The organism is Halomonas sp. M1 (genome assembly GCF_029581375.1).
Taxonomy (GTDB): Bacteria; Pseudomonadota; Gammaproteobacteria; order Pseudomonadales; family Halomonadaceae; genus Vreelandella.
Genome location: NZ_CP121119.1, coordinates 2,963,450 through 2,985,493 on the forward strand (window position 1 = coordinate 2,963,450; position 22,044 = coordinate 2,985,493).

The following is a 22,044-nucleotide window of genomic DNA, read 5'->3' on the forward strand; positions in this document are numbered from 1 at the left end:
TTTTCAAATGTTTATGAAGTGCGACGGCGCATGTTTAAGAAGTGTGCTGGTCGATGAGGGCGCGTAGTTCGCCTGGGGCGAGGCCGCGTTGGTCGGCCCGCTCATGGGCGCCCATCAGTGGGAGCAGCTCGGCCAGCGCGGCTAGCGCAATGGCATAGGGCGTCTTGTCGCCGCCGGTGCCACCACTTGCCATACCGATGGGGCAGCGCACCCTGGTTAGCGCCACTTCGTCATGACCGGCATCGGTCAGCCGCGAGCGGAAGCTAGCCCACTTGCTGTGTGATCCGATCAGGCCGATTGAGGCTATGTCGTCACGCAGCAGTAGGGCATCCACCAGCTCGCGGTCTTCGGCGTGGTCGTGGGTCAGCACCAGCGCGTGGCTGTTCGCAGGCAGCGCCGCGACGGCGGCACGTAGGTCAGTTGCTTGGTGACAGGTTAGGCGCGGCTGCGCTTCAGCCCAGGCGGGAAAAACAGCGTCGCGGCTGTCGTGCCAAAGCACTTGCCAGGGCAGCGGAGCGGCCAGGCGTACCAGCTCGGTGCCGACATGTCCGGCGCCGAAGAGGGCCAGGGTCGCCGCACTGCCGGGGAAGACCTCCAACAGTACGTTGACGAAGCCGCCGCAACACTGCCCGCTGCGCCCACCCAGGGAGAAAGCTTCAAGGCTCATGCCGGTTTCAGCGCTCGCCAGCCGCTCCCGAGCCGCGTCGATCACCTGAAACTCAAAGGTGCCGCCGCCCAGGGTGTCGTGGACGGCGTCTGCCGTGATCACCATGCGAGCGCCGGGCTCCCGGGGGGTGGAGCCGGCGCTGGTCACCACGGTGGCTAGCGCATGGGGTAGGCCGTCCCTCTGCAGGCGGTGCAGGGCCTCATGCCAGCTTTCGGGGCGCTGGGTGTTCATCACTCGTCACCTTTTTCCAGCGGCCGTTTGTTGTGCAGGGCGTCGTGTTGGGAACCGTATTGGGCGCGTAGAGCCTCAGCCGCCATCAGCACGCGCTCGGGCGTGGCTGGGGTATCGAGCCGCGGCGCCTCGACGTAGTCGGTCAGGCTTGCCAGGGCATCCCGCAGCGCGGACCACACCGCCATGCCGAGCATAAAGGGTGGCTCCCCCACGGCCTTGGAGCGGTAGATGCTGGCCATGGAGTTGGGGTGTCCCTCCAGCAGCTTGACGTTGAACACCGGCGGTAGATCACCATAGGTGGGGATCTTGTAAGTGGCTGGGCCGTCGGAGATCAGCCGTCCGGCATCATTCCACTTCAGTTCTTCGCTGGTGAGCCAGCCCATGCCCTGGAAGAAACCGCCCTCCACCTGGCCGATGTCGATGGCCGGGTTCAGCGAGTCCCCCACGTCTTGCAGGATATCGACCCGGTCAACCTGGTACTCGCCGCTGAGGATATCCACGCTGACTTCTGCCACCGCAGCGCCAAAGGCGTAGTAGTAGAAAGGGCGCCCCTGGCCGACGTTGCGGTCGTAGTGGATCAGCGGGGTGGCGTAGAAGCCTTTCTCCGAGAGCGAGATGCGATTCAGATAGGCTGCCTGGATCAATTCGCCCCAGGGAATGCGGCGTTCGCTCTCGCCGTGGCCGGCAATTAGGTGTCCTGCTTCCAGGCGCATGTCTTCGCGGTCAAGCCCCTGATCCTGATAGAGGTGCTCATGGGCGAAATCGAACAGCCGCTGCTTGAGCTTCATGCAGGCATCCCGTGCCGCTTGGCCGTTAAGGTCGGTGCCACTGGAGGCCGCGGTGGGCGAGGTGTTGGGTACCTTATCGGTGCGCGTGGCGCTAATGCGGACTTTCTCGGTATCCAGCCCCAGCTCACGAGCGGCCACCTGACAGATCTTGGTGTGCAGGCCCTGGCCCATCTCGGTGCCGCCATGGTTGATCATCACGCTGCCGTCGGTATAAACATGCAGCAGCGCGCCGGCCTGGTTGAGGTGCTTAGCGGTGAAGGAAATACCGAACTTCACCGGCGTCAGCGCTAGGCCACGCTTGATGATGGGGCTGTCGGCGTTGAATGCGGTGATCGCACGGCGCCGCTCCCAGTAGTCGCTGCTGGTCTCAAGCTGCTCGACCAGATCATGCAACAGGCCGACCTGATCTACCTGCTGGCCATAGTGGGTAATATCACGACGGGTCGTTTGGCTGTCGGCGCGGTAGAAGTTGCGCTTGCGTACTGTCAGCGGGTCCTCGCTGATGCGTCGGGCGATGTCGTCCATGGCCGCCTCTATCACCATCATGCCCTGGGGGCCGCCGAAGCCGCGAAAGGCGGTGTTGGAAGCAGTATGGGTTCGGGCACGGTGACCGGTCACGCGGGCATCGCCCAAGGAGTAGGCGTTGTCGCTGTGGAACATGGCGCGGTCGACGATGGCGTCCGAGAGGTCCGGGGAATAGCCGCAGTCGCCAATCAAGGTGATCTCGCCGCCCTGAATCACGCCCTGTTCGTCGACGCCCAGCCGGTAGCGGTTATGGAAGGGGTGGCGCTTGCCGGTGGCACGCATATCGTCGCCACGCGGAAGGCGTACCCGGGTGGTGCGTCCGGTACGCCGGGCGACAAGCGCGGCGATGCAGGCCCAGGGTGATGCCTGGGTTTCCTTGCCGCCAAAGCCGCCGCCCATGCGGCGTACCTCTACGGTCACCGCATGAAACGGAATGCCCAGCACCTCGGCTACCAGCTTTTGGGTTTCGCTGGGGTGCTGGTTGGAGGTAAAGACCACCACGCCCTCATCTTCGGTGGGCTGCACCAGGCAGGCCTGGCCTTCCAGGTAGAAGTGCTCCTGGCCGCCGACAAACTGCTCATCTTCCACCACCAGGGCGGCGTCTTTCAGCGCCTGCTCCCAATCACCGCGTTGCTGAACATGGCTGGGGCGCACGAACTCTTCCCGCTCAGCGGCGGCGACCGGATCAAGGCAGGCGGTCTGCTCATCGATCTCTATGACGGCGGCCTGAACTGCCTCACGGGCAGCGCGATGACTCTCGGCGGCCACGGCAAAAATAACCTGACCGACGTAGCTGATCGTATCCGACACGAAGATCGGGTCACCGGGGAAGACCGGGCCGATATCGGTATGACCGTGGACATCATCCACGGCAATCACATCCACCACGCCGGGCATGGTGCGGACTTTATCCAGGTCGAGGCGGGTCAGGCGGCCATGGGCGACGGGAGAGAGGCCTAGGGCCACGTGCAGCGTATCGGCCGGGGCGCTCAGGTCGTCGATGTAGGCCGCCCGCCCGGTGACATGCTTAACCGCGCTCTCATGGGCCTGGGAGTGCGGGTGAGTATTGGTGTAGGGAAGCGTGTCGCGGGCCAGGGGGCCAGAACCTTTGATGCGCCCATCGAGTTCATGGCGTGCAGCCGCGGAGTCGGCGCTGACGTCTTCGGCAGCATCGCTGGGCGCCTTAGCATTCGGCGCTGTAGAGAGCTTAGTGAGCGTACGCATGGAGCATCACCTCCCGAGGGCTGTTGGTGGCGTCCTGGGACTGGTTTTCAGTATTCAGCACCAGGCGCAGGCGTTCGAGTAGGTTGGCGGCGGAAACTTGGCGATAGTGGGCGCTGCCGCGCACATCGGACATCGGCTGGAAATCCTGAGACAGCGCTTGCCGTGCCGCTTGGAAGGCCGCTGATGAGGGCGCTTTGCCCTCAAGCGCTGCTTCGGCCTGGGCTGCACGCTTGGGGATACCGGCCATGCCGCCAAAGGCTAGGCGCACGTCGCGCAGCATTCCATCCTCCAAACGCCAAGCGAAGGCCCCGAGCACCGCAGAAATATCGTCCTCACGCCGTTTGGAAAGCTTCCACACTTTGAGCGTTTCCCCCTCCACGGGGTGGGGTAGGAACAGTGCGCGGATCGCTTCACCCTGCTGCAGGGCGGTTCGCTTGTAGTCGAGGAAGAAGTCATCAAGCGGCAACTCGCGCTCACCTTTGGGGCCAACCAGGCGCAGACGCGAGCCCAAGGCCAGCAGTACCGGTGGGGTGTCGCCGATGGGCGAGGCATTGGCCACGTTGCCGCCCAGGGTGCCCCGGTTGCGAATCTGGGAGGAGCCTAAGCGGTGTAACAGATGGGCAAAGGCGTCAAAATGTTCCTGAAGCAGCGGTTCGATCCGGCTATACGTCACGGCCGCGCCGATCCACCAGCCACGACGCCCATCTTCGAGGGTGGTCTCTTCGATCACGTTCAACTCGGCGACGCGGGTGACATCGATAAGCCGCTCGAAGCGAGCCAGTCGCTGGGTGCTCTCTAGCCACAGGTCGGTGGCCCCGGCAACCAGCCGCGCTTCGGGGTGGCGTCCCAGGCACTCGACCAATTCGGCGAGCGTCGTGGGCTGGGCAAAGAGGCTTTCAACTGCGGCTGGTGAGGCTTTCGGCTCAGGGGCGGCGGCGTCCATCCACAGCGGGCGATGTTCGGGGTGCTCGTTCATGCTCAGCGCGGCGTCGCGGATCGGGCGGTAGCCGGTGCAGCGGCAGAGGTTGCCCCCTAGAGCGGCCTCAAGGCGTTGTGGCGTCAGCGGGGCCAGGGCCTTGTCGGGTTCCCTACGCTGCTGCTCGTGAAGGGTGAACAGCGACATCACAATACCCGGCGTGCAGAAGCCACACTGACTGCCATGGCACTTAACCATAGCGGCCTGAGCGGGGTGTAACTGGTTTCCATCGGCGAGGCCATCCACGGTCACCAGGTGCCGTCCATTCAATTGATGGGCCGGGGTAATACAGGCATTGGCGCTGTGATAGCGCAGCTCGCCGTCGGGCCCTGTTTCGCCAATGGCGACGGTGCAGGCGCCGCAGTCACCAGAGGCGCAACCCTCCTTAGTGCCCGTGGTGCCAAGGGTTTCGCGCAGCAGTTCAAGCACACTGGTTTCGGGGGCTGCCTCGCACTGGCGGGGCTGCCCGTTGAGCAGGAAGTCGATCATCGCCGTGTCTCTTGTTGATCTTGTTAAGGGGAGTATGGGTTGTAATGGTTTGACCGATTGGTCAATATTTTTTCAGCATGTGCCAGGATGTCGCATTTTGCAAGTCCAAGAACGGTCTTTGTGTGACAGAGGGGATGCTTTAAAAGCAGCGGTTGTCGTGCCAGACATTATGCAGCGTCAAAGGCTGTCGCAGAGGAACAACAGGAGGCCCAAGAGAGGGCCGAGGAGGGTGCTGAAGGCGCCGCCGAGCATAATTAGCCCGTCGGCAGGCGGGCGGGGTTAGCGGGGGGCACGGTCGTCCTGTGGCTGCGACGCGTTACCCTCTTGTAGGCGCTCGATAGAGGCATTGCCCTGCTTGGACAAGGTCGCTAGGCGCTCGATCTGCTCATCCAGGCGGGGCAGGGCTTCCTGACGATAGCTCGAAAGATCATCGATGGCGCCCATCACCTCGCTGAAAGCCTCCTCAAGCACTTGCATATCGAGCATCGCGCCGGAGGCCCGCTTCTGGATATCAACGCCTTGCTGGCGCAGGGCCTTGGCGGTTCCGCTGATCATTTGCGATGTGGTGGTGTTGAGGGCTTCAATGCGGTCTAGCACTAGGCGCTGATTAGCCATTGCCATGGCCACGGTTACCGCGACGGTGAGCGCAGAGACGGTGACATTAATGGCCCTGTCCACGCCGCGCATCAATTCCCGGTTGTTGCGGATGATGACCTCTAGCGCCAGTATGCCTTGCTGGCTCACCGCCAGCTGCTGCTGGAGGTCGAGGATGCGCTGGCGTAGGGGAAAGAGCAGCTCCTCCTCAAGGAAATGGCGCCGCGGATCAACGCCGTCGCGAGCGGCGATTTCGTCGCACAATCGGCGGTCGATCATACGGCCCAGTGCAACTTGACGGTTCAACTCGGCAAGGATGTTCGTTAAGGCCTGCTGGTCATCGCTGAGGGTGAGGTTGTCGCGATGGAGCATGTCGCGTCCGCTTTCCAACTCCTCAATGATGGCGTCCAGCGCCTGCTGGGCATTCTCAAACTTACGAAAGTAGCGCTGCAGGCGGCTGTCGAGGCCGGGAATGACGGAAAGAATGCGATCCAGTGTGGTAGGCACCAGGCGATGGCGGGCGGGGTCCAACCCTTCCATGCGCCCACGTAAATCAGTGAGTGCCTTGGCGACCGGCCCGCCTTCGTCGCCCTGGTGGGCCAGCTGGCGCAGCGGGGTCTGTAGCATGGCACTGCGATGGGCGGCCTGCTGCTGTAGTTCAAGGCCCATTTCGTCCACGGCTCGGCGTTGGCGAGCTGCCGATGTCTCATCACCTTCGGCAAGGATATCTTCGACAAAGTTGTCAGCCATCGCCTCAAGCTCAGGGTCGATGTCACGGGCATCAAAATTGTCCGAATCGGCCTGACGCGCCCCTAATTGGCTAGCCCCTAACTGGTCGGCTATCTCGTCTACCGGCGGCAGGGAGAGACGACGTTTGTCATCGGATTGCTGAGCCATAGATAACTCCTGGGCTATTAAAAAACGGTTAAATAGAACCGATTACATAAAATCTCTTTAAAACTGCAAGGTAGCACTGAGTGCCAGCTTAATCCTTGCGTGCATAACGATCCGCACCTTCGACGAAGCGGCGTAGATCCTCCAGCGCTTTTTCGGTGGTGACCGACGCCTGGGGGCGAGCGGTCTCAATACGGGCCATGGAAACAGCGGTATCGTCGAGCACGGTGAGAGCGGATTCGATACGGGCAGAAAGCTTATTCAGCCGGTGTTCAGTCTCCACCAGTAGATCAAGGCGCCGCACTAGGGCGGCGCGTTCCTCCTCGCCCAATCGGTTACTCTCCCGCTCTAGTCGGCCGCGTACGTAATTGCCGTCCACGCTCACCACGCCTCGCGCTTGAGACGCCATGGTCGTTAGCGTATCCACCGCGCCATAACAAACTTGAGTGACCAAGCCTTTTGAACGCTCGAAGGCCAGCTCGCCCGCGTGGAACCGCTCGCCCAGCACGTCCATGACATGACGGTAGCGGCTATAGAGGCGGTCTGTAAGGATCGCTAGGTCGGGGCGTTGCACATCGAGCAGGCTCTGCTTGGCCCGACACATTGCCAGCACAAGGTCGTCGGCTCCCATAGGAGGCCTTGCCGGATCAAGCACCAACACACCCGCTTCATAGGCGTTGCGCTCCTGCTGCGCACGGCGCTGATGTGCCTCGGCCTCTCTTTGGGCCTCCTGGCGCCGCACGCGGCGACGGGCTAGCCAGCCGCGCAGCGTCCGCTCAATGGGCAGCGCCACGGGTATGGCGACAATGCCCGCGAGCCAGCCAAACAAGCTAGGGCTAAAACCACCCCACAGGGAGGTCAGCCACAGCAGCATGCTGATCGAGGGAACCACTAGGCAGTAACGGCCGATAACCCGTAAGCGGCTGGGAACCGCTATCGGAAGCGCCAAACCAGGATTAAACAGACCAACCAGTAGCCAAGGCAGGCAGGTCATAAACAGGCCATAGGAAAATCCTTGCAGGAATCCCAGCATAGAGATGGCTATCCTTCCGTCATGGAACGCGAATGCGGCATTAATAATAAATCAGCAAGCCCCCGTGAACTAGCGGGCCAGCTATCGACAACTACAAAAGGCCACTAAAAGCGACCACTACGAGGGCTTAATAGTTTCAATCGTCTGTTCGGACGCTAACGCAAATGACGCTAACGCGACTATAGGGATAACGTTTCAGATGCCCGCTTGGTTTGGCTGAACGGTAGCCGTAGGGGCGAGGCGCTCTGCGTAGGGGCTAGGAGGCCTGCTATCGGTTGAGAAAAGTTTGCTAAGCTAGCCAGCGGTTTTCTTTGCGGGTGCGCACTAGCATGAGTTCGCTTCACTCTTCATTTCGCCCTACGCGGTGGCTACCCGGCGGGCATTTACAAACGCTGTTTAGCCCGCTGTTCCGCGCTAAGCCCAAACTGCAGCGCCAACGTGAGCGCATCACGCTGAAAGATGGTGACTTTATTGATCTGGATTGGTACGGCCCTCAAGGTGAACAGACGCGCTGCGCGATTCTGCTCCATGGGCTTACGGGCAGTTCAAAATCGCTGTATATCTTGGGCCAGCAGCAGGCGCTGGCAGCGCAGGGGTGGCAGAGTGTGGCGGTCAATTGGCGAGGCTGTTCCGGCGAGCCTAACCATCGCGCCAGGGGCTATCACTCGGGTGCTAGCGAAGACCTTGCCGATATTATCCAACAGCTAGCGGCTCGATACCCCGATAAGCCGCTAGCGGCGGTGGGGTACTCGCTGGGCGGCAATGTGTTGCTCAAGTACCTCGGCGAAACTGGGCGTCATAACCCGCTGCGGGGCGCCGTGGCGGTCTCGGTGCCGTTTCGTTTAGACCACTGCGCTGATCGAATTAGCCAGGGCTTTTCTAGAGTGTACCAGGCACGTTTTCTGCGCGATTTACGCCGCTATGTGGAATCTAAGCAGAGTTCGTTCCGTCAGCAGGGCCGTCAAGAGGAGCTGGCAAGGTTAAGAGCGCTTGAAACGCTGGAGGGCATGAAAACGTTTTGGGACTTTGATGGCAGGGTCACAGCGCCGTTACATGGCTTTGATAGCGCCGATGCGTACTACCAGCGTTGCAGTAGCGCCTTTTTTGTTGAGGCTATTCAAGTGCCAACACTTATTGTGCACGCTGAAGATGACCCTTTTATCTACCCCCACAGCGTACCAACGGCAGACATGCTACCGGGTTGCGTCGCTTTAGAACTTTTACCTAGTGGCGGGCACGTGGGGTTTATTGAAGGCAGCCCCTGGAGGCCGCGCTATTATCTTGAACATCGGTTGCCTGCGTGGCTAAACGCCCAGGTGCCACATGCAGCGGCGACCCATCGCCCTCAGGTGATCGCATCGTAACCGACCACCCTTAGCGAGGTTTTCAATGTCTGGGTTCTATGATCGTTTGAAAGAAGTGGCGTCGCCACGTATTGGCTTGGGCTGTATGAACCTTTCCCATGGCTATGGGCAGTATGTGTCAGAAGAGAAGGGCGTTAAGGCGCTGAACGACGCCTTTGAGATGGGCTATCGCCATTTTGATACGGCCACGCTTTACGGCGGTACCGCTAACGAACGGCTGCTGGGCAAGGCGCTTGCCTCGAAGCGCCAAGAGCTGCTGCTGGCTAGCAAGTGTGGGATGGCCATAGACCCAGAGAGCGGTAAGCGAGTGATCGATGGGCGGCCTGAGACGCTGCGACGTCAGTGTGAGGAGAGTCTGGCTCGCCTGAAAACCGATCATTTGGATCTCTACTATCTCCACCGCATGGATCGCCAAGTGCCCATTGAAGAGAGTGTTGGGGCGCTTGGCCGGTTGGTGGAAGAGGGTAAGCTGCGCGCGGTGGGTTTATCGGAAATCTCCGCAGACACGCTGCGCAAAGCATACGCTGAGTACCCAATAGCGGCGGTACAGTCGGAATACTCACTGTGGACGCGTAACCCCGAAATTGCCCTCAGCCAAGCGTGCAAAGAGCTGGGCACAGCGCTAGTAGCCTTCAGCCCGTTGGGTCGCGGGTTTCTCTCTGGCGCTATCCACGCCCATACTGCATTCGCCGAAGGCGATATGCGCGCTGGAATGCCGCGTTTTAATGGCGATAACCTTATCCACAACCTGACGCTGCTAACGCGCTTTGATAACATGGCGAAAGGTTTGGCCATCACCCCCGCTCAGCTGGCGCTTGCGTGGGTGAAGGCGCAGGGTAGCCATGTGATTCCCATTCCTGGGTCGCGCTCTATTAACCATATGCAGGAAAACCTCAAGGCCGAGCAGCTAGTGTTAAATGACGCGGCGTTGGTGCAGCTTAATCAGATGATGCTGCCTAGCGAGGTCGCGGGTGCTCGATATAACGAGGCACAGCAGGCCGATATCGACACAGAAGAGTTTGCGCACAAGGAATGACGTGCTGTTTGAAGCAACGCCTACGGTAGCCCTCATGTCCAGCATCATGCAATTGACCGCATTCAGCATTAGAGACGTGAAGCCGTTTCCCGAAGTGGGTTGAATGATTGTTGAGGAGGCCTAGGGCGACGATCCGAAGGCCTTTGGACTCGATGTCGTTGCGCAACATTTGTCGCTCATCGCCGGCGTTGCTATGCCTCAGCCCCCAGCTTGTTACTTTTCTGTCTTAAATTTTGCTTTGCAATTACCGCTCATACACATTGTACAGAAGTGCTCCCTATCTTCGTGTTGAGTACCCTTAGCAATGGCAGTGCCGCAGTTGTTGCAAAGCAGAGTGCCAATGCCGTCTTCGACTTTCACAATTGCATGTTCGTAGTCCATAAAGTGCTCCGCGAAGCCCCCATCCTGCAAGTGCGGGAGGTAATAGCTTGTCGGCGAAAGCCAACCCTTCCCTCGTCCCTCTTCTGACGGTGCGATCGAGCATCAGTTCAAATGCTGCGGGTTCCCGGCATATGGGTAGGCTCCTTTCGCTACCCTGGTAGTGCAGGATGAAAACTTGGTCGGAGCAGGTGCCACCTTTAAAGTCACAGCTGTCGAAGTGCTTGTGTTGCATGAAACAACCCACGGCTTTCACCCGTCGCGCGATCTGATGTAGCCACTGGTGCTGGATAAGACCATTTTTAAAAACGGGCAAAATTTGGGCGCAGCGCTTTTTGGAATGACAGGCATAAAAAAAGGCAGACCAGTAAGTAACTGATCTGCCTTTCAAAATATTGGTAGCGGGGACCGGATTTGAACCGATGACCTTCGGGTTATGAGCCCGACGAGCTACCAGACTGCTCCACCCCGCATCAACGTGTTGCGTATTCTACGCATTTTTCATCGTAAGTCAACCCCCTGCATAAAACGCTAGAAAGGCAGGTTGAGACTTTCATCGTGCTGCAACATTAAGCGAGTAGAGCTATGCTTTCATTAAGCATAATAAAAAGCTTACTGTTGGTAGGTCGCACAAGAAAAACAGCGACGTACTATGAGTGATAGAAGCGCTTCTGCGCTTATTTAGAATGGCTTGCGGCGCTATAACATCGCTTACAGTCCAAGCCATTTGTCATATCAGGGAGGTAGTCAATGGCCAATCAAGCCCCCGTCGCCTGGGTAACTGGTGGAACTGGTGGAATCGGAACGGCAATTTGCCGATCATTAGCGGATGCTGGTTATTTGGTCGTGTCGGGGTATCGCAACCCTGACAAGGCTAAAACCTGGCTGGAAACCCAGCAAGCCGATGGTTATAACAACATCGTGTTATCTGGTGTTGATCTTTCCGACCACGATGCTTGCCTAGAAGCGGCTCGCGAGATCCATGATAAACATGGGCCTATTAGCGTGCTGGTTAACTGTGCAGGCATTACCCGTGATGGCACGATGAAAAAGATGTCGTTTGATCAGTGGCATCAGGTCATCGATACGAATCTTAACAGTGTGTTCAACACCTGCCGCAGCGTTATTGAAATGATGCTGGAGCATGGTTACGGACGCATCATCAATATTTCGTCGATTAATGGTCGCAAGGGCCAATTTGGTCAGGTGAATTATGCGGCAGCCAAGGCGGGTATGCATGGGCTTACCATGTCGCTTGCTCAAGAAACGGCGACAAAAGGCATTACGGTAAATACCGTTTCGCCTGGCTACATTGCTACCGACATGATTATGAGTATTCCAGAAAAAGTCCGCGAAGCCATTCGCGAAACAATCCCAGTGAAGCGCTATGGCACGCCAGAAGAAATTGGCCGTTTGGTGACTTTCCTGGCGGATAAAGAGTCTGGTTTTATTACCGGCGCCAACATTGATATCAACGGTGGCCAATTCATGGGCTAAGGAGTAACGCTATCGTTAGAAGTAGCGGTTACTTGAAGGGTAACGTTCAGAAAAGCTAAGGGGACTGACAACGGGAGGCGCTTGCCTCCCGTTGTCGTTATCGTTGCTGCGTTGCAGGCTGCCAGCGCCTTAAGGGTGGGGTACGTGCGCTAAACGGCTTAACAGGCTGTCAAACTCTTCCACTTCTTTTTCCCAAAGCGTTAGCGGTATTGGGCCTAGCGCAAGCAGTGTTGCCAACACATCGATAATTTCCTCTGCGCGGCTACGCTCGGTATGTAGCCCTTCGTTTAAGCGCTCTACCTGGATGGCTAGCCGGAGCGGTTCATCGCGCTGTTTAACGCTACCTAGCGCTAAAAGCGAAAGATGTACGCGCAAGCGGGCAAGGTCATCTTCCAGCGCGGCTAATTGCGCTTGAGAGAGCGGTGCAGAGGTGGCTCGCCGTGATTGATTGCGCTGTTGATGGGCGCCAGCAAAGATGGCGGGCAGCTCAGTGCTGAGCAGCGAAGGGGCATCTACATCCTTTGCGGCTTCACCTGCTAGCGCCTGCTGGTCGGCGGTTAGGTGTGCTTTCACCAGCGGGAGCAGGGCTTGCCACTGCTGCACAGTAGCCGCTACCGCAAGGCGACTTAAACGCTCACGCCTGGCGCGCACAATACCGCTTAAACGCCGCTGCATACCATCGGTACGGCGATTGCGGGGCAGTGGCTCAAGCTGGCTGGCGCGTTTGAGGTAATCCTCCAGGGTTTCGGCTTCGTCGGCATGGGCGGGTTGCCAGCTATCCATTTGTTCAATCAGCGTTTGCATATCATCCAGCTGCTGTTGCTGGCGTGCCGCTTGTTCGTTCTTATGAGCATCGCGCTGGGCAAATAGCTGGTCGCAGGCGTGGCGGAACGTTTTCCAGAGTGCCTGTTCTTCGCCTTTAGGGGCGCGGCCCAGTTGGCGCCACTGTTGCTGAAGCTGCTTGGTTTGAATAATGCGTTTCGCCAGCGGTTGTTCGCTATCGTTTTGCAGTGCCTGCACTTGCTCAATGAGGGCGTGCTTCTGCAGGCCAATGTGCTCGGCGCGCTGGTCAATAAGACGCTGTAAGCGATGCCGGATTTTAGCAAAGCGTTGGCCTACGGCTTCGGACTGTTCCCGGGGGACAGGGCTGTAATCGCGCCATTGATGGCGGGCCTTGTCCCTAATTTCCCGCAGTACATCGGGGTCAGCGTCTTGGGCGGGTTGGTCTAGCAGGGTTTCCAGCTGTTCGCAGAGTGCTTCACGGCTACGCAGGTTGGTTTCTCGTAGGTGGGTAAGCTGCTCGCGCCATGGCGTCAGGCGTTCGTGAATGCGGTCAGAAGCAGCGCGAAAGCGTGCAGACTGTTCACGGTTTGCAGCGGCGTCGCCGAGTGACTTCCACTCTTTCACAAGCTGGCGGTGGTGACGGTCCAGGGCCTCTTCGGCCATGTGCTGGTCGTCTGCAAGGGCTTCAATGCTGGCGCAGAGCTGTTCACGCTTGGGGCCTGCTACAAAGCCTCGCCAGTCGCGAAGCTCGGCTAACCGAGCGCCAAGCTGCTTTAGGCGCGCTCTGTGCGGTTTGGCGTCGTCTGTGGTCAGCGCTTCTAAGGATGGTTTTAGGCGTTGATGCAAACGGCTGGCGCTTTTAAACGCGCCTCGCTCAAGTAGGTGTTCAAGGTTATCAAGCTCAGCGTTCAGGGCGCTAAGCGAGGGCGCGCGGTGCTGTTCCGCGGAGGCTTCCGCCACTAGCGATGCTTGCGCGCGCTTTAGCAGGGCTGGTGGTGCAAGCTCCTTTGGCCAGGCGCATTGGTTAACAATCGCCGTAATGCTGGGGTGGTCGTGGAGCGAGACAGCGCTTTCAAGCGCGCTGGCGTTCTCTTGCCAGCGCTGCCATGCGTCCATGAGCTGTTCATAGCGGGCAAGCGCCTGGGTATAGCGCTTTTGAATAGGATCGCTAGGCGGGTGTAGGTCTGAGAGCGACTGCCAGCGCTGGCTAAGCAGTTGGCGTTGGGCACGCAGGCTGTCTATATCCTGCGCGGTGACTTCGCTTGATTGGTGTAAGCCTTCGAGGGTCTCTTCTAGGCCTTCTAGCAGTTGGTCGCGCGTGCTTTCGGCCTCGGCCCGGCGCACAAGGCTTTGCTGGCGTGCCTGCTCTTGCGTCTCATGGTCATGCAGCGTTTTACGACAGCCGAGCAGGGCTTGATGAAAGCGCTGCTCCTGCTCGATGCTAGGCGGGTGCTCCAAGTGTTGCCACTCTCGCTCCAAGTGCCTGAAACGCCCGCCATACAGCGGCTCCCAAGGCGCTTGGGCATGCTTTTCTAGCTGCTGAAGCAGCTGCTCTCGTTGGTTTTTCTGCTCGGCAAGCCACTCAGCATTATTACGGGACTGGGTGAGTTTTTCCCGCGCCAAGCGCATTACCTGGCGATCCCGTCGCGCCTCTTTGAGTAGTCGCTTGAGGTTGTCTTCGTTTTCAATGCGCTGGGCTGCCTGATGACGTACAGCCGCTACGCCGTTATGGCACGCTTGGTGCGTTAAATCTTGCTCGTCACTCAGCTGTGCAAGGGCCGTGAGGCGTAGATCGAGATTGTCACCTTTCAGGGCAATTGCGTTGAGCAGCCGAGGCTCTGACAGCTCTGTTACCAGGGCTTGACGTTGATGTAAGTCAGCGTGCCCTTCAGCGCCGGTTAAGCGTTGGCAGGCAGCGTTAAACCATGTCTCATCCTGGGGATGCTTGGCGTAGCCGCTCACCAAGCCTTGAATATCATCAAGGGCTAACAGGGCGGCGAGCTGTATCTCGCTATCACTATCTTGCGCTAAGGCATGTAATGCATCGCGCTGCGTTGGTTGTTGTGGGTCTAGCTGGTCGAGTGCCTTAAGACGCACCTCGGAATTGGGGTGCTTCCACCGAGGAGCGAACAGGCGTCTTAACAGTCCGTGCATGGATCATCCTGATGAGAGGTGCGTAGCGTGAAAAAAATCAGTCGTCGGTGCCTAGGCGGTTGCAGTCACCGGCGCTGTCGCTTAGCTTTGCTATATGCGCTGTGGTTCATGATGGATCTTTACAACGCAAAGCGCGAGATTGGGCTACCTTAATCTTACCTGAACATGACTTGGAGTTCGGCCATGAGCCTCAACGCCGATAGCGCAGACATAGCCTTCACCTTCAAGGGCGGTATGCTGCCGATGACCGTCATGGAGCTAAGCAGTGCTGACCCGGAACGTATACGGCGTCAGCTTGCTGGCAAATTGTCGCAATCCCCCGCGTTCTTCCAGCATACACCGGTTGTGCTGAGCGTGGAAAAACTCGATGAACCGCATTTGGCGCTAGAGCGTATATGCGCGGTATGTCGTGACCACAAGCTCTTGCCTGTTGCGGTGCGTGGTGGTGCCGAGCCTGTGCGCCAGTCCGCCTGGGCGCTTGGCCTTGGTTGGTTTGCGCCGGTAGAAGAAGGCCGTGCGAGAATATTAGAAAGCGTTAGCCGGATGATAGAGCCTGACGTGGCGGCCGAAACGGCTGCTGCAGAACAGGAAATACCGGACGGTGCTACGGTGGCGACACGCCTTTACCGTGGCACGGTGCGCTCCGGCCAGCAGGTGAGCGCGGCTGAGGGCGACCTGGTGGTGATTGGGGCGGTCAATGCGGGCGCTGAAGTGCTCGCGGCGGGCAGTATTCATGTGTACGGAGCGCTGCGTGGCCGTGCATTGGCAGGTATTCATGGTAATACCCATGCGGGCATTTACTGCCGCGAACTTGAAGCCGAGCTGCTGTCCGTTGCCGGTAATTATAAGCGGCTGGAAGATATTGACTCCCAATTGCTTGGCCGTGGGGTAGAAGTACATTTTATAAAAGAGCAGCTTGAGATTAAACCGCTGGGTTAAGTCATCTGCATGAGCGTACGTTGGTGCTTCATGCCTAGCGACGGCAAACGCGCTATCCGTTACAGTGTGTCCTGTTGATGACATTGACGTGCTCGTTATGTGCAGGGCGATATTTGAAATGCGTCCGCGATATACGACTTCAAGAAGGAAGTGACTCTTGGCCAAAATTATTGTAGTGACCTCAGGTAAAGGGGGGGTCGGTAAAACTACCAGTGCAGCCGCTATCTCGACCGGGCTTGCGTTGCGTGGCAAAAAAACGGTGGTGATTGATTTTGACGTTGGTCTGCGAAATCTCGATTTAATAATGGGTTGCGAGCGCCGGGTGGTTTACGACTTGGTAAACGTTATTCAGGGCGAGGCAGGCCTTAATCAGGCGCTGATTCGCGATAAGCGGGTAGAAAACCTATTTATTCTGCCTGCTTCACAAACCCGTGATAAAGATGCTCTCACTCAAGAGGGTGTTGAGCGAATACTAGAGCAGTTGAAACAGGACTTTGATTTCATTCTGTGCGATTCGCCCGCCGGCATTGAGCGCGGCGCCCAGCTAGCGATGTACTTCGCGGATGAAGCGATCGTAGTGACCAACCCTGAAGTATCGTCGGTGCGTGACTCAGACCGTATTTTAGGTTTGTTAGGCTCTAAAACTCAGCGTGCTGAACAGAGCCTGGACCCGGTTAAAGAGCATCTGCTTATTACGCGTTACAACCCATCGCGGGTGACCTCTGGGGACATGCTTACCCTGGAAGATATTCGCGAAATTCTTGCTATTGATTTGCTTGGCTTGATTCCTGAGTCGGAAGCAGTGCTGCGCGCTTCCAACCAAGGTGTGCCGGTGACCCACGATGCATTAAGCGACGCCGGTCAAGCGTATACAGACACCGTCTCGCGTTTGCTTGGTGAAGAGATACCGCTGCGTTTTCATGAGTTGCAACGCAAAGGTCTACTTAGCCGCATGTTTGGGGGTAGTCGTCGATGAAACTGCTGGAGTTCTTGAAGCGTGAGCGCAAGAAATCCGCCTCGGTGGCCAAAGAACGTTTACAAATCATCGTGGCGCATCAGCGTAGCCAGCGTGGTCAACCTGACTACATGCCGATGCTTGAGCGCGAACTGCTAGAAGTGATCCGTCGTTATGTCCACGTGGACGATAATGCCATTCAAATTTCGCTGGATAGCGAAGATAACTGCTCAGTGCTTGAGCTAAACGTGACGCTGCCAAAAAGCTAGGTTTGGATAGTGGCAAGAAGGTGTCGCGTTAATTGTATAAGAGGTTGGCAGAGGAAAGATTTTGGCGCATAAGTGCGCAGTGCGGCGGAGCGGCGCGAGGGGCAGCGGTTGTGCTAGGCTTGGGTTTTTCATTGCTCAGCGGAGTGCTTCTTCATGGCGCCACCCAATGCTGCCCCTGTCAGCTTTCTTTGGCATGATTATGAGACATTTGGGGCCGACCCTCGTCGTGATCGGCCTGCTCAGTTTGCTGCGCTGCGCACCGATGCTGAGCTGAATGAAATCAGCGAGCCGATTGAACTCTACTGTAAGCCTGCCGATGACTATCTGCCACATCCGGCTGCCTGCCTGATTACCGGTATTACGCCTCAAAAAGCTCAGCGTAAAGGTCTTCCTGAGGCTGAGTTTGCCACACAGGTTCAAGGCCACATGAGTGAGCCGGGCACCTGTGTGGTGGGCTATAACAGCCTGCGCTTTGATGATGAAGTCTCCCGCCACCTGTTTTATCGTAACCTGCTTGACCCCTACGCACGCGAATGGCAAAACGGCAACTCCCGTTGGGATTTGATCGATGTGGTACGCGCCTTTTATGCGTTGCGTCCTGCAGGCATCGAGTGGCCACTACGGGATGATGGCGCGCCCAGCTTTAAACTAGAGCACTTAACCGCAGCTAATGGCATTGCCCATGAAGGTGCCCATGATGCGGTGGCCGATGTGCGCGCGACCATTGCCTTGGCGCGGCTGTTAAAAGCGCGTAACCCCAAGCTGTTTGATTATTTGCTCGGGCTTAGGGGCAAGCGTGCTGTGGCTAACCAGCTTGACTTGCCCAGTGCCAAACCTCTGTTACATATTTCTCGCCGCTATCCCGCCAGCCGTGGCTGCAGTGCGTTGGTAATGCCGCTGGCCGAACACCCAACCAATCCCAATGGCGTGATTGTTTACGACTTGAGCGTTGACCCTAGTGAGCTGCTTTCAATGAGTGCTGAGCAGATTCGTGAGCGGGTGTTTGTTAGTCAGCAGGATCTCTCTGAGGGTGAAACGCGTATTCCGCTGAAGGTCATTCATATCAACCGCTGCCCGGTGGTATTTCCCGCAACGGCATTAAAAGATGTGGAAGGCCCGCATAAAGGTGAGTATGGCGTCATTGTCGAGCGGTTGGGGCTGGATGTGGATGCTTGTCGCCGTCACTGGAAAACCCTTCGCGACGCCAGCGGCGTGGCGCATAAAGTGGCTGAGGTGTTTAATTCGGCTTACGAGGACACGCCGCACGACCCCGATCTAATGCTCTATTCAGGCAGCTTCTTCTCTGCTGCCGACCGCCAGCAGATGGAGCGTGTTAGGGCTATGGAGCCTTGGGACTTAGTGGGGCAGCGCTTTGCCTTTCAAGATCCGCGCTTGGAAGAGATGCTGTTTCGCTACCGTGCGCGCAGCTACCCGGAAACCTTAGAGGGCGAAGAGCGGGAGCAGTGGGAGGCTTTTCGTTGGACGCGCATCAATGACCCGGTTATTGCGGGCTTTACGCTGAAAGCCTTTGCCCGGGAAATTGAGCGTTACAACCAGCAGTCGCTGACAGATCGCGAGCGCCAGGTATTAGAAGAGCTGGTGATGTATGTTGAAGCAATGATGCCAGCCCAGGCATTTGATGCCTGAGCTGGCAGGTACATTGCTTAATCAGTTGTGGTGGTGGGTACGTCGGCTGTTTTAGCTAAAGGGCTAAGCGCTTCGCGATAGGCGTTAATGTCACTTGGTTCATCGCCTGGGTTAAAGCGAACATCCAACTGCTGCGATAGCAAAGAGGGCCATAGCGCTTGAAGCTCCTCGGCGCTCACCTCTAAAGCGAGGGCCGCTAGCTGCTCGCGGCGGTCGAAGCGCACCTCTTCCAGTGCGGTTGCCTGCCAGAAACGATTGGCCATCCCTTGTAAGCTGGTGTCCCGCTGGCGCAGCCGGTCATGAACCGCCTGGCGGTGGGGGGCCAGCGCTTCATCGGTGAGCAGTGCCAGCCGCTCACCCGCCATGTCCATAAAGGCATCCATGCGTTCGGCTATGGTCGCGCTGTCGACATCAGGCGACTGCACGACAAGGGCCAGGCCGGGTGCTTCAAGTAGCGGCAAATAGCCCGCATTGACTATATAGCCCAGCTGCTCCTCGGTACGCAGCTGCTGATAGAACGGCGTGTCCAGCCACTGCGCCAAAACGCTAATCATGGCTTGTTCTTCAACGGTTTGGTTGCGTCCTTGGAAGTAACGCATTACCAGCGACTCTTCCCGGTTGCTGTGGGGATGCAGGACGCTTGCCTCATCGCTCACGGCTAACGGCGTTAGTTCGCGAATGTCGTCGCGAGTTAAGCGAGGCGTAAGTGCATCGCGTATCACGCTTGCCTGTTCGCTTGCCAGGGTTGCGTCAAGATTGCCAATCGCCATTGCATCTACGTACAGGTCTTTCAAGAAACGTTGACGAAAGTCTTCTAAGTGCTGGCGCTCCATGCGTTGGCTAGCGTTAAGTAGCTCAACGCTTGACCACTGCGGGGTAAGGAGCGCTTCCCCTAGGGTGCGGCTGGCTTGCCCGTATAGCGATGCTTGAGGCGCATTGCGCCATTCGCGCTGAAGCTGGTAGCGCACGCGCTCAAACTCGCTGGGCGAGATATGGGCGGTTTTCAGCTGCTCAAGCGCTTGCTCAATGAGTGGCGTTTGGCCATCACGCCAGCCAGAAAACGACAGCGTAATGCCCCGAGCATGGGGGTAGGCGCTAAACGCTTGCCCGGCAAGCCAGGCAGGGTAAAGCGATTCGTTTAAGCTGTCATTCAGCCAGCTTGCCAGTAGGCGGTTAAGCACGGCCTCTTCTGCTGAGTAGCTGGCGCTAGGATGCTGCAGGCTGACCCGCCACTCAACGCTTGGGGTGTTAAAGCGGGCGTCCTGCATATGCCACGCGGTAAATGTTGAGGCATCTACCAATACGCTGGGCCGCTCATCTTGCCCCGACAGCAGCGTTAAGTCGTTGGCAATAAAGGGGTTGGGTTCGGGTAGCGCTAAACCGCTCAATGCTTGGCCTTGCCGGTTGGGAAGCGCTTCCCGCCACTGGGTGTTAAACCAGGGGGAAACCGTCTCGCTCTCAACGTCTGGCGCTGAGTAGAAGCGCAGCATGTTGTCAGGGGTAAGCGCGTCTAGATAGACCTGTTGGCGCTCACTATCCATGCCGTCCATACGATAGGGTGCGTACTGCACGTCTTCCACTGGGTAGCGAGAGAGGCTCATTGCTAAACGCATGGCTTCCTGCTGTGGCGCACCGTGTTGCTGGAAACGAAAGGCTTGTTCGCTAAGGCTTTGTTGTTCGTCGTAACGCCAGCTATCTATTCCCTCTTCGCGGATCTGTTCAATCGCAGCAAACAGGGTGGCTTCAATATCACCCAGCCGTTCAGCGCCGGAGGGCGTCAGGCTGATGGAAATGGTAAATAATGCTTCGTTGCCATCGCCTCGGCCAACCCCTGCTGAAAGTGCATCGGCCAAGCCTGCTTCTCGTAGCACCGCAAGGAGGCTGCCATCACCTTCATCGCCCAGTAGGTGGGAGATTAGTTGGGTCGGTTTAGTGCGGTACTCCTCGGTGGGGTCGGGGACCGGGAAGTAAAAGCGCAATTGACGGCGATCCTGCAGCGACTGACGCTCAATATAGCGGGGTAGGGTGTCGGCATCCACCAGCGGGACATCAATGGTCGGCACGCTAAGCCCGTTATCTGGGATGTCGGCAAACCGCTCAACAACCCACTCTTCAAGGGTGTCCAGCGACTGAGGTGCCACGACGGCCAAGTTCATTACATTGGCGTCATAATGGCGATGGTAAAAGTCGATGACCCGCTCCCGCAACGTTGCCTCGCCTTCGGGCGGGTTCGCTAGGGTGTCGCGGCTACCAACGGCAAAGCCAGTGGTGGGGTTGTCAGGGTTTAGTAGCTGGTTCAGGACATCGTTTTCACGGCGCGACTCATCACGGATGCGCGCCATGTACTCCGAGTGAACAATATTTCGTTCGCTCTCTAACTTGTCGGCATTGAATAGCGGCGATAGAAAGAACTCGCTAAAACGATCTAGCGCGCCCGGCAGTGCAGAGGGCTCTATGTCGAAAAAGTAGTTAGTGTCCTGTTGGGCAGTAAACGCATTGTGGGCGCCGGCGTTATCCGAAATATAGCGCTGGTAGGCGTCTGATTCGGGGTAGGTCTCGGTGCCCAGAAATAGCATGTGCTCTAGAAAATGAGCCAGGCCTTGTAAATCGTCGGGGTCCTGAGCACTGCCTACGCGTACATTCATAGAGGCAGCCGCTTTATCGGCGTCAGGATCGCTAACCAGCAAGGCTTGAAGACCGTTTTCCAGGGTGAGTACCCGGTAGTCACGGCTATCAAATGGGCTAACCGTCGGCGTAGTGACGTCAGCGATTGGCGTCTCTTCGGCAAAAGCACTCGGTGTCCACCACGCGATGCTGGCGGCGATGCCAATGGCGGCCTGCTGGGCAAAGGGTGGGGCGAACATTTTATAAGGTCGCAACATTAAAGCTCCTGTGACACAGCCCAGCGCAGCATCGGCCCAGTAGGATGGGCGCAGGACGATGACTGGTAGGCAGGGTTATTTACATGTTTTGATACCGGAAAAGCGCCTAACAGTTCCAAAGGTGCGGGCACTAATTTTGCTTTAAGGTCGTCTAGTGGTGTGGCTGGGTCTAACCAGCGTGTTAACGCTTCCGGAGCAATGACCACCGGTAATCGATCAGTAAGTGAGGACAAGCAGGCGTTAGCTGGCACGCTGATCAACGCCGTAGAGTCGGTAAACGTGGTTAGCGTGGTGTGATAGCGGCACCAAAGCGCGCCGAGTAACAGGGGGGTGCGAGCCACGTGAGTGACCAAGTAGGGCTGCTTGCTTCGCGGCTGCGTTTTCCAAACGTAAAAACCGCTGACGGGTATCACACAGCGCCGAGCGCTAAAGGCGTCGTTAAACATGGCGCGTGACGTCAGTGTTTCGGCGCGTGCGCAGTGGGGGGCGTGATCAAGTACCTTCAGCCAAGGGGGGGTCAGTCCCCAAAACAGCGGTTGTAATTGATACCTGCCCTGTTCAAGACGAAGTGCCGACACAGGTTGGCGTGGCGACAAGTTAGGCGACTCAATCAGCGCTTCTGCGTTGCCAAGGGATGGCACTAGGTTTGAAAGAGATAGGCGTTGCACGTGTAGGCGTCCCGTCATGCCTGTCTCCTTATGTGAAATGGCCAGAAAAGT

General features: G+C 57.8%; 15 protein-coding genes and 1 tRNA gene. 7 read left to right on the forward strand and 9 right to left on the reverse strand.

Annotated features, from left to right (window positions below; genetic code table 11):
* Window positions 1–34: 34 nt before the first annotated feature.
* The 5 genes from xdhC to P8S54_RS13675 form a co-directional block, all read right to left on the reverse strand.
* Window positions 35–898, reverse strand: a complete 864-nt coding sequence (gene xdhC, locus P8S54_RS13655) for a xanthine dehydrogenase accessory protein XdhC (protein ID WP_281442170.1) — start codon at window positions 896–898, stop codon at window positions 35–37.
* Window positions 898–3,435 carry a xanthine dehydrogenase molybdopterin binding subunit gene (gene xdhB / locus P8S54_RS13660; RefSeq protein ID WP_281442171.1) on the reverse strand — a complete coding sequence of 846 codons (2,538 nt, stop codon included), beginning with the start codon at window positions 3,433–3,435 and terminating at the stop codon, window positions 898–900. Before xdhB ends, xdhC begins: the two co-directional genes overlap by 1 nt.
* Complete coding sequence (xdhA, locus tag P8S54_RS13665; protein ID WP_281442172.1) at window positions 3,419–4,900, reverse strand: xanthine dehydrogenase small subunit; 1,482 nt, start codon at window positions 4,898–4,900, stop codon at window positions 3,419–3,421. The genes xdhB and xdhA overlap by 17 nt, the downstream gene beginning before the upstream one ends.
* 279 nt (window positions 4,901–5,179) lie before the next feature.
* The gene (locus tag P8S54_RS13670) at window positions 5,180–6,391 is read right to left on the reverse strand and encodes a toxic anion resistance protein (protein WP_281442173.1); all 1,212 of its coding nucleotides are present in this window, start codon (window positions 6,389–6,391) and stop codon (window positions 5,180–5,182) included.
* A gap of 88 nt (window positions 6,392–6,479) precedes the next feature.
* On the reverse strand, window positions 6,480–7,421 hold the full coding sequence (locus P8S54_RS13675) for a cobyrinic acid a,c-diamide synthase (RefSeq protein ID WP_281442174.1): 942 nt from the start codon (window positions 7,419–7,421) through the stop codon (window positions 6,480–6,482).
* 329 nt (window positions 7,422–7,750) lie between these two features.
* On the opposite strand from P8S54_RS13675, the gene P8S54_RS13680 reads away from it, so the two are divergent.
* A complete protein-coding gene (locus P8S54_RS13680) occupies window positions 7,751–8,785 on the forward strand; it encodes a hydrolase (RefSeq protein ID WP_281442175.1) in 1,035 nt (344 codons plus the stop codon).
* A 25-nt stretch (window positions 8,786–8,810) separates the two neighbouring features.
* On the forward strand, window positions 8,811–9,821 hold the full coding sequence (locus tag P8S54_RS13685) for an aldo/keto reductase (RefSeq protein ID WP_281442176.1): 1,011 nt from the start codon (window positions 8,811–8,813) through the stop codon (window positions 9,819–9,821).
* Window positions 9,822–10,595: 774 nt separating this feature from the next.
* On the opposite strand, the gene P8S54_RS13690 is transcribed toward P8S54_RS13685, so the two are convergent.
* Window positions 10,596–10,672, reverse strand: a tRNA-Met gene (locus P8S54_RS13690).
* A gap of 277 nt (window positions 10,673–10,949) precedes the next feature.
* Here P8S54_RS13690 and phbB point away from each other — a divergent pair.
* The gene (gene phbB, locus P8S54_RS13695) at window positions 10,950–11,696 is read left to right on the forward strand and encodes an acetoacetyl-CoA reductase (RefSeq protein ID WP_009098527.1); all 747 of its coding nucleotides are present in this window, start codon (window positions 10,950–10,952) and stop codon (window positions 11,694–11,696) included.
* Window positions 11,697–11,825: 129 nt separating this feature from the next.
* On the opposite strand, the gene P8S54_RS13700 is transcribed toward phbB, so the two are convergent.
* The gene (locus P8S54_RS13700; protein ID WP_281442177.1) at window positions 11,826–14,633 is read right to left on the reverse strand and encodes a DUF349 domain-containing protein; all 2,808 of its coding nucleotides are present in this window, start codon (window positions 14,631–14,633) and stop codon (window positions 11,826–11,828) included.
* Between the two features lie 183 nt (window positions 14,634–14,816).
* On the opposite strand from P8S54_RS13700, the gene minC reads away from it, so the two are divergent.
* The 4 genes from minC to sbcB all read left to right on the forward strand — a co-directional run bounded on the left by minC (window position 14,817) and on the right by sbcB (window position 18,443).
* Window positions 14,817–15,572 (forward strand): septum site-determining protein MinC, encoded by a 756-nt coding sequence (gene minC / locus P8S54_RS13705; RefSeq protein ID WP_281442178.1) that lies wholly within the window; start codon window positions 14,817–14,819, stop codon window positions 15,570–15,572.
* A gap of 157 nt (window positions 15,573–15,729) precedes the next feature.
* Window positions 15,730–16,548 (forward strand): septum site-determining protein MinD, encoded by an 819-nt coding sequence (gene minD / locus P8S54_RS13710; RefSeq protein WP_009098534.1) that lies wholly within the window; start codon window positions 15,730–15,732, stop codon window positions 16,546–16,548.
* The gene (gene minE / locus P8S54_RS13715) at window positions 16,545–16,796 is read left to right on the forward strand and encodes a cell division topological specificity factor MinE (protein ID WP_009098536.1); all 252 of its coding nucleotides are present in this window, start codon (window positions 16,545–16,547) and stop codon (window positions 16,794–16,796) included. Before minD ends, minE begins: the two co-directional genes overlap by 4 nt.
* Window positions 16,797–16,949: 153 nt before the next feature.
* Window positions 16,950–18,443: an exodeoxyribonuclease I gene (gene sbcB / locus P8S54_RS13720; RefSeq protein ID WP_281442179.1), complete on the forward strand. Its 1,494-nt coding sequence runs from the start codon at window positions 16,950–16,952 to the stop codon at window positions 18,441–18,443.
* Between the two features lie 17 nt (window positions 18,444–18,460).
* Here the strand turns inward: sbcB and P8S54_RS13725 are convergent, their stop codons facing one another.
* The gene (locus P8S54_RS13725) at window positions 18,461–21,325 is read right to left on the reverse strand and encodes an insulinase family protein (protein WP_281442180.1); all 2,865 of its coding nucleotides are present in this window, start codon (window positions 21,323–21,325) and stop codon (window positions 18,461–18,463) included.
* On the reverse strand, window positions 21,325–22,011 hold the full coding sequence (locus P8S54_RS13730; RefSeq protein ID WP_281442181.1) for an SOS response-associated peptidase: 687 nt from the start codon (window positions 22,009–22,011) through the stop codon (window positions 21,325–21,327). The genes P8S54_RS13725 and P8S54_RS13730 overlap by 1 nt, the downstream gene beginning before the upstream one ends.
* Window positions 22,012–22,044 lie beyond the last annotated feature (33 nt).

Coding starts and splice junctions, on each gene's coding strand:
- P8S54_RS13685 (WP_281442176.1), top strand. CDS start 8,811: ATGTCTGGGTTCTATGATCGTTTGAAAGAAGTGGCGTCGCCACGTATT.
- P8S54_RS13675 (WP_281442174.1), bottom strand. CDS start 7,421: ATGCTGGGATTCCTGCAAGGATTTTCCTATGGCCTGTTTATGACCTGC.
- minC (WP_281442178.1), top strand. CDS start 14,817: ATGAGCCTCAACGCCGATAGCGCAGACATAGCCTTCACCTTCAAGGGC.
- xdhA (WP_281442172.1), bottom strand. CDS start 4,900: ATGATCGACTTCCTGCTCAACGGGCAGCCCCGCCAGTGCGAGGCAGCC.
- xdhB (WP_281442171.1), bottom strand. CDS start 3,435: ATGCGTACGCTCACTAAGCTCTCTACAGCGCCGAATGCTAAGGCGCCC.
- P8S54_RS13730 (WP_281442181.1), bottom strand. CDS start 22,011: ATGACGGGACGCCTACACGTGCAACGCCTATCTCTTTCAAACCTAGTG.
- xdhC (WP_281442170.1), bottom strand. CDS start 898: ATGAACACCCAGCGCCCCGAAAGCTGGCATGAGGCCCTGCACCGCCTG.
- sbcB (WP_281442179.1), top strand. CDS start 16,950: ATGGCGCCACCCAATGCTGCCCCTGTCAGCTTTCTTTGGCATGATTAT.
- P8S54_RS13725 (WP_281442180.1), bottom strand. CDS start 21,325: ATGTTGCGACCTTATAAAATGTTCGCCCCACCCTTTGCCCAGCAGGCC.
- minE (WP_009098536.1), top strand. CDS start 16,545: ATGAAACTGCTGGAGTTCTTGAAGCGTGAGCGCAAGAAATCCGCCTCG.
- P8S54_RS13670 (WP_281442173.1), bottom strand. CDS start 6,391: ATGGCTCAGCAATCCGATGACAAACGTCGTCTCTCCCTGCCGCCGGTA.
- P8S54_RS13700 (WP_281442177.1), bottom strand. CDS start 14,633: ATGCACGGACTGTTAAGACGCCTGTTCGCTCCTCGGTGGAAGCACCCC.
- phbB (WP_009098527.1), top strand. CDS start 10,950: ATGGCCAATCAAGCCCCCGTCGCCTGGGTAACTGGTGGAACTGGTGGA.
- P8S54_RS13680 (WP_281442175.1), top strand. CDS start 7,751: ATGAGTTCGCTTCACTCTTCATTTCGCCCTACGCGGTGGCTACCCGGC.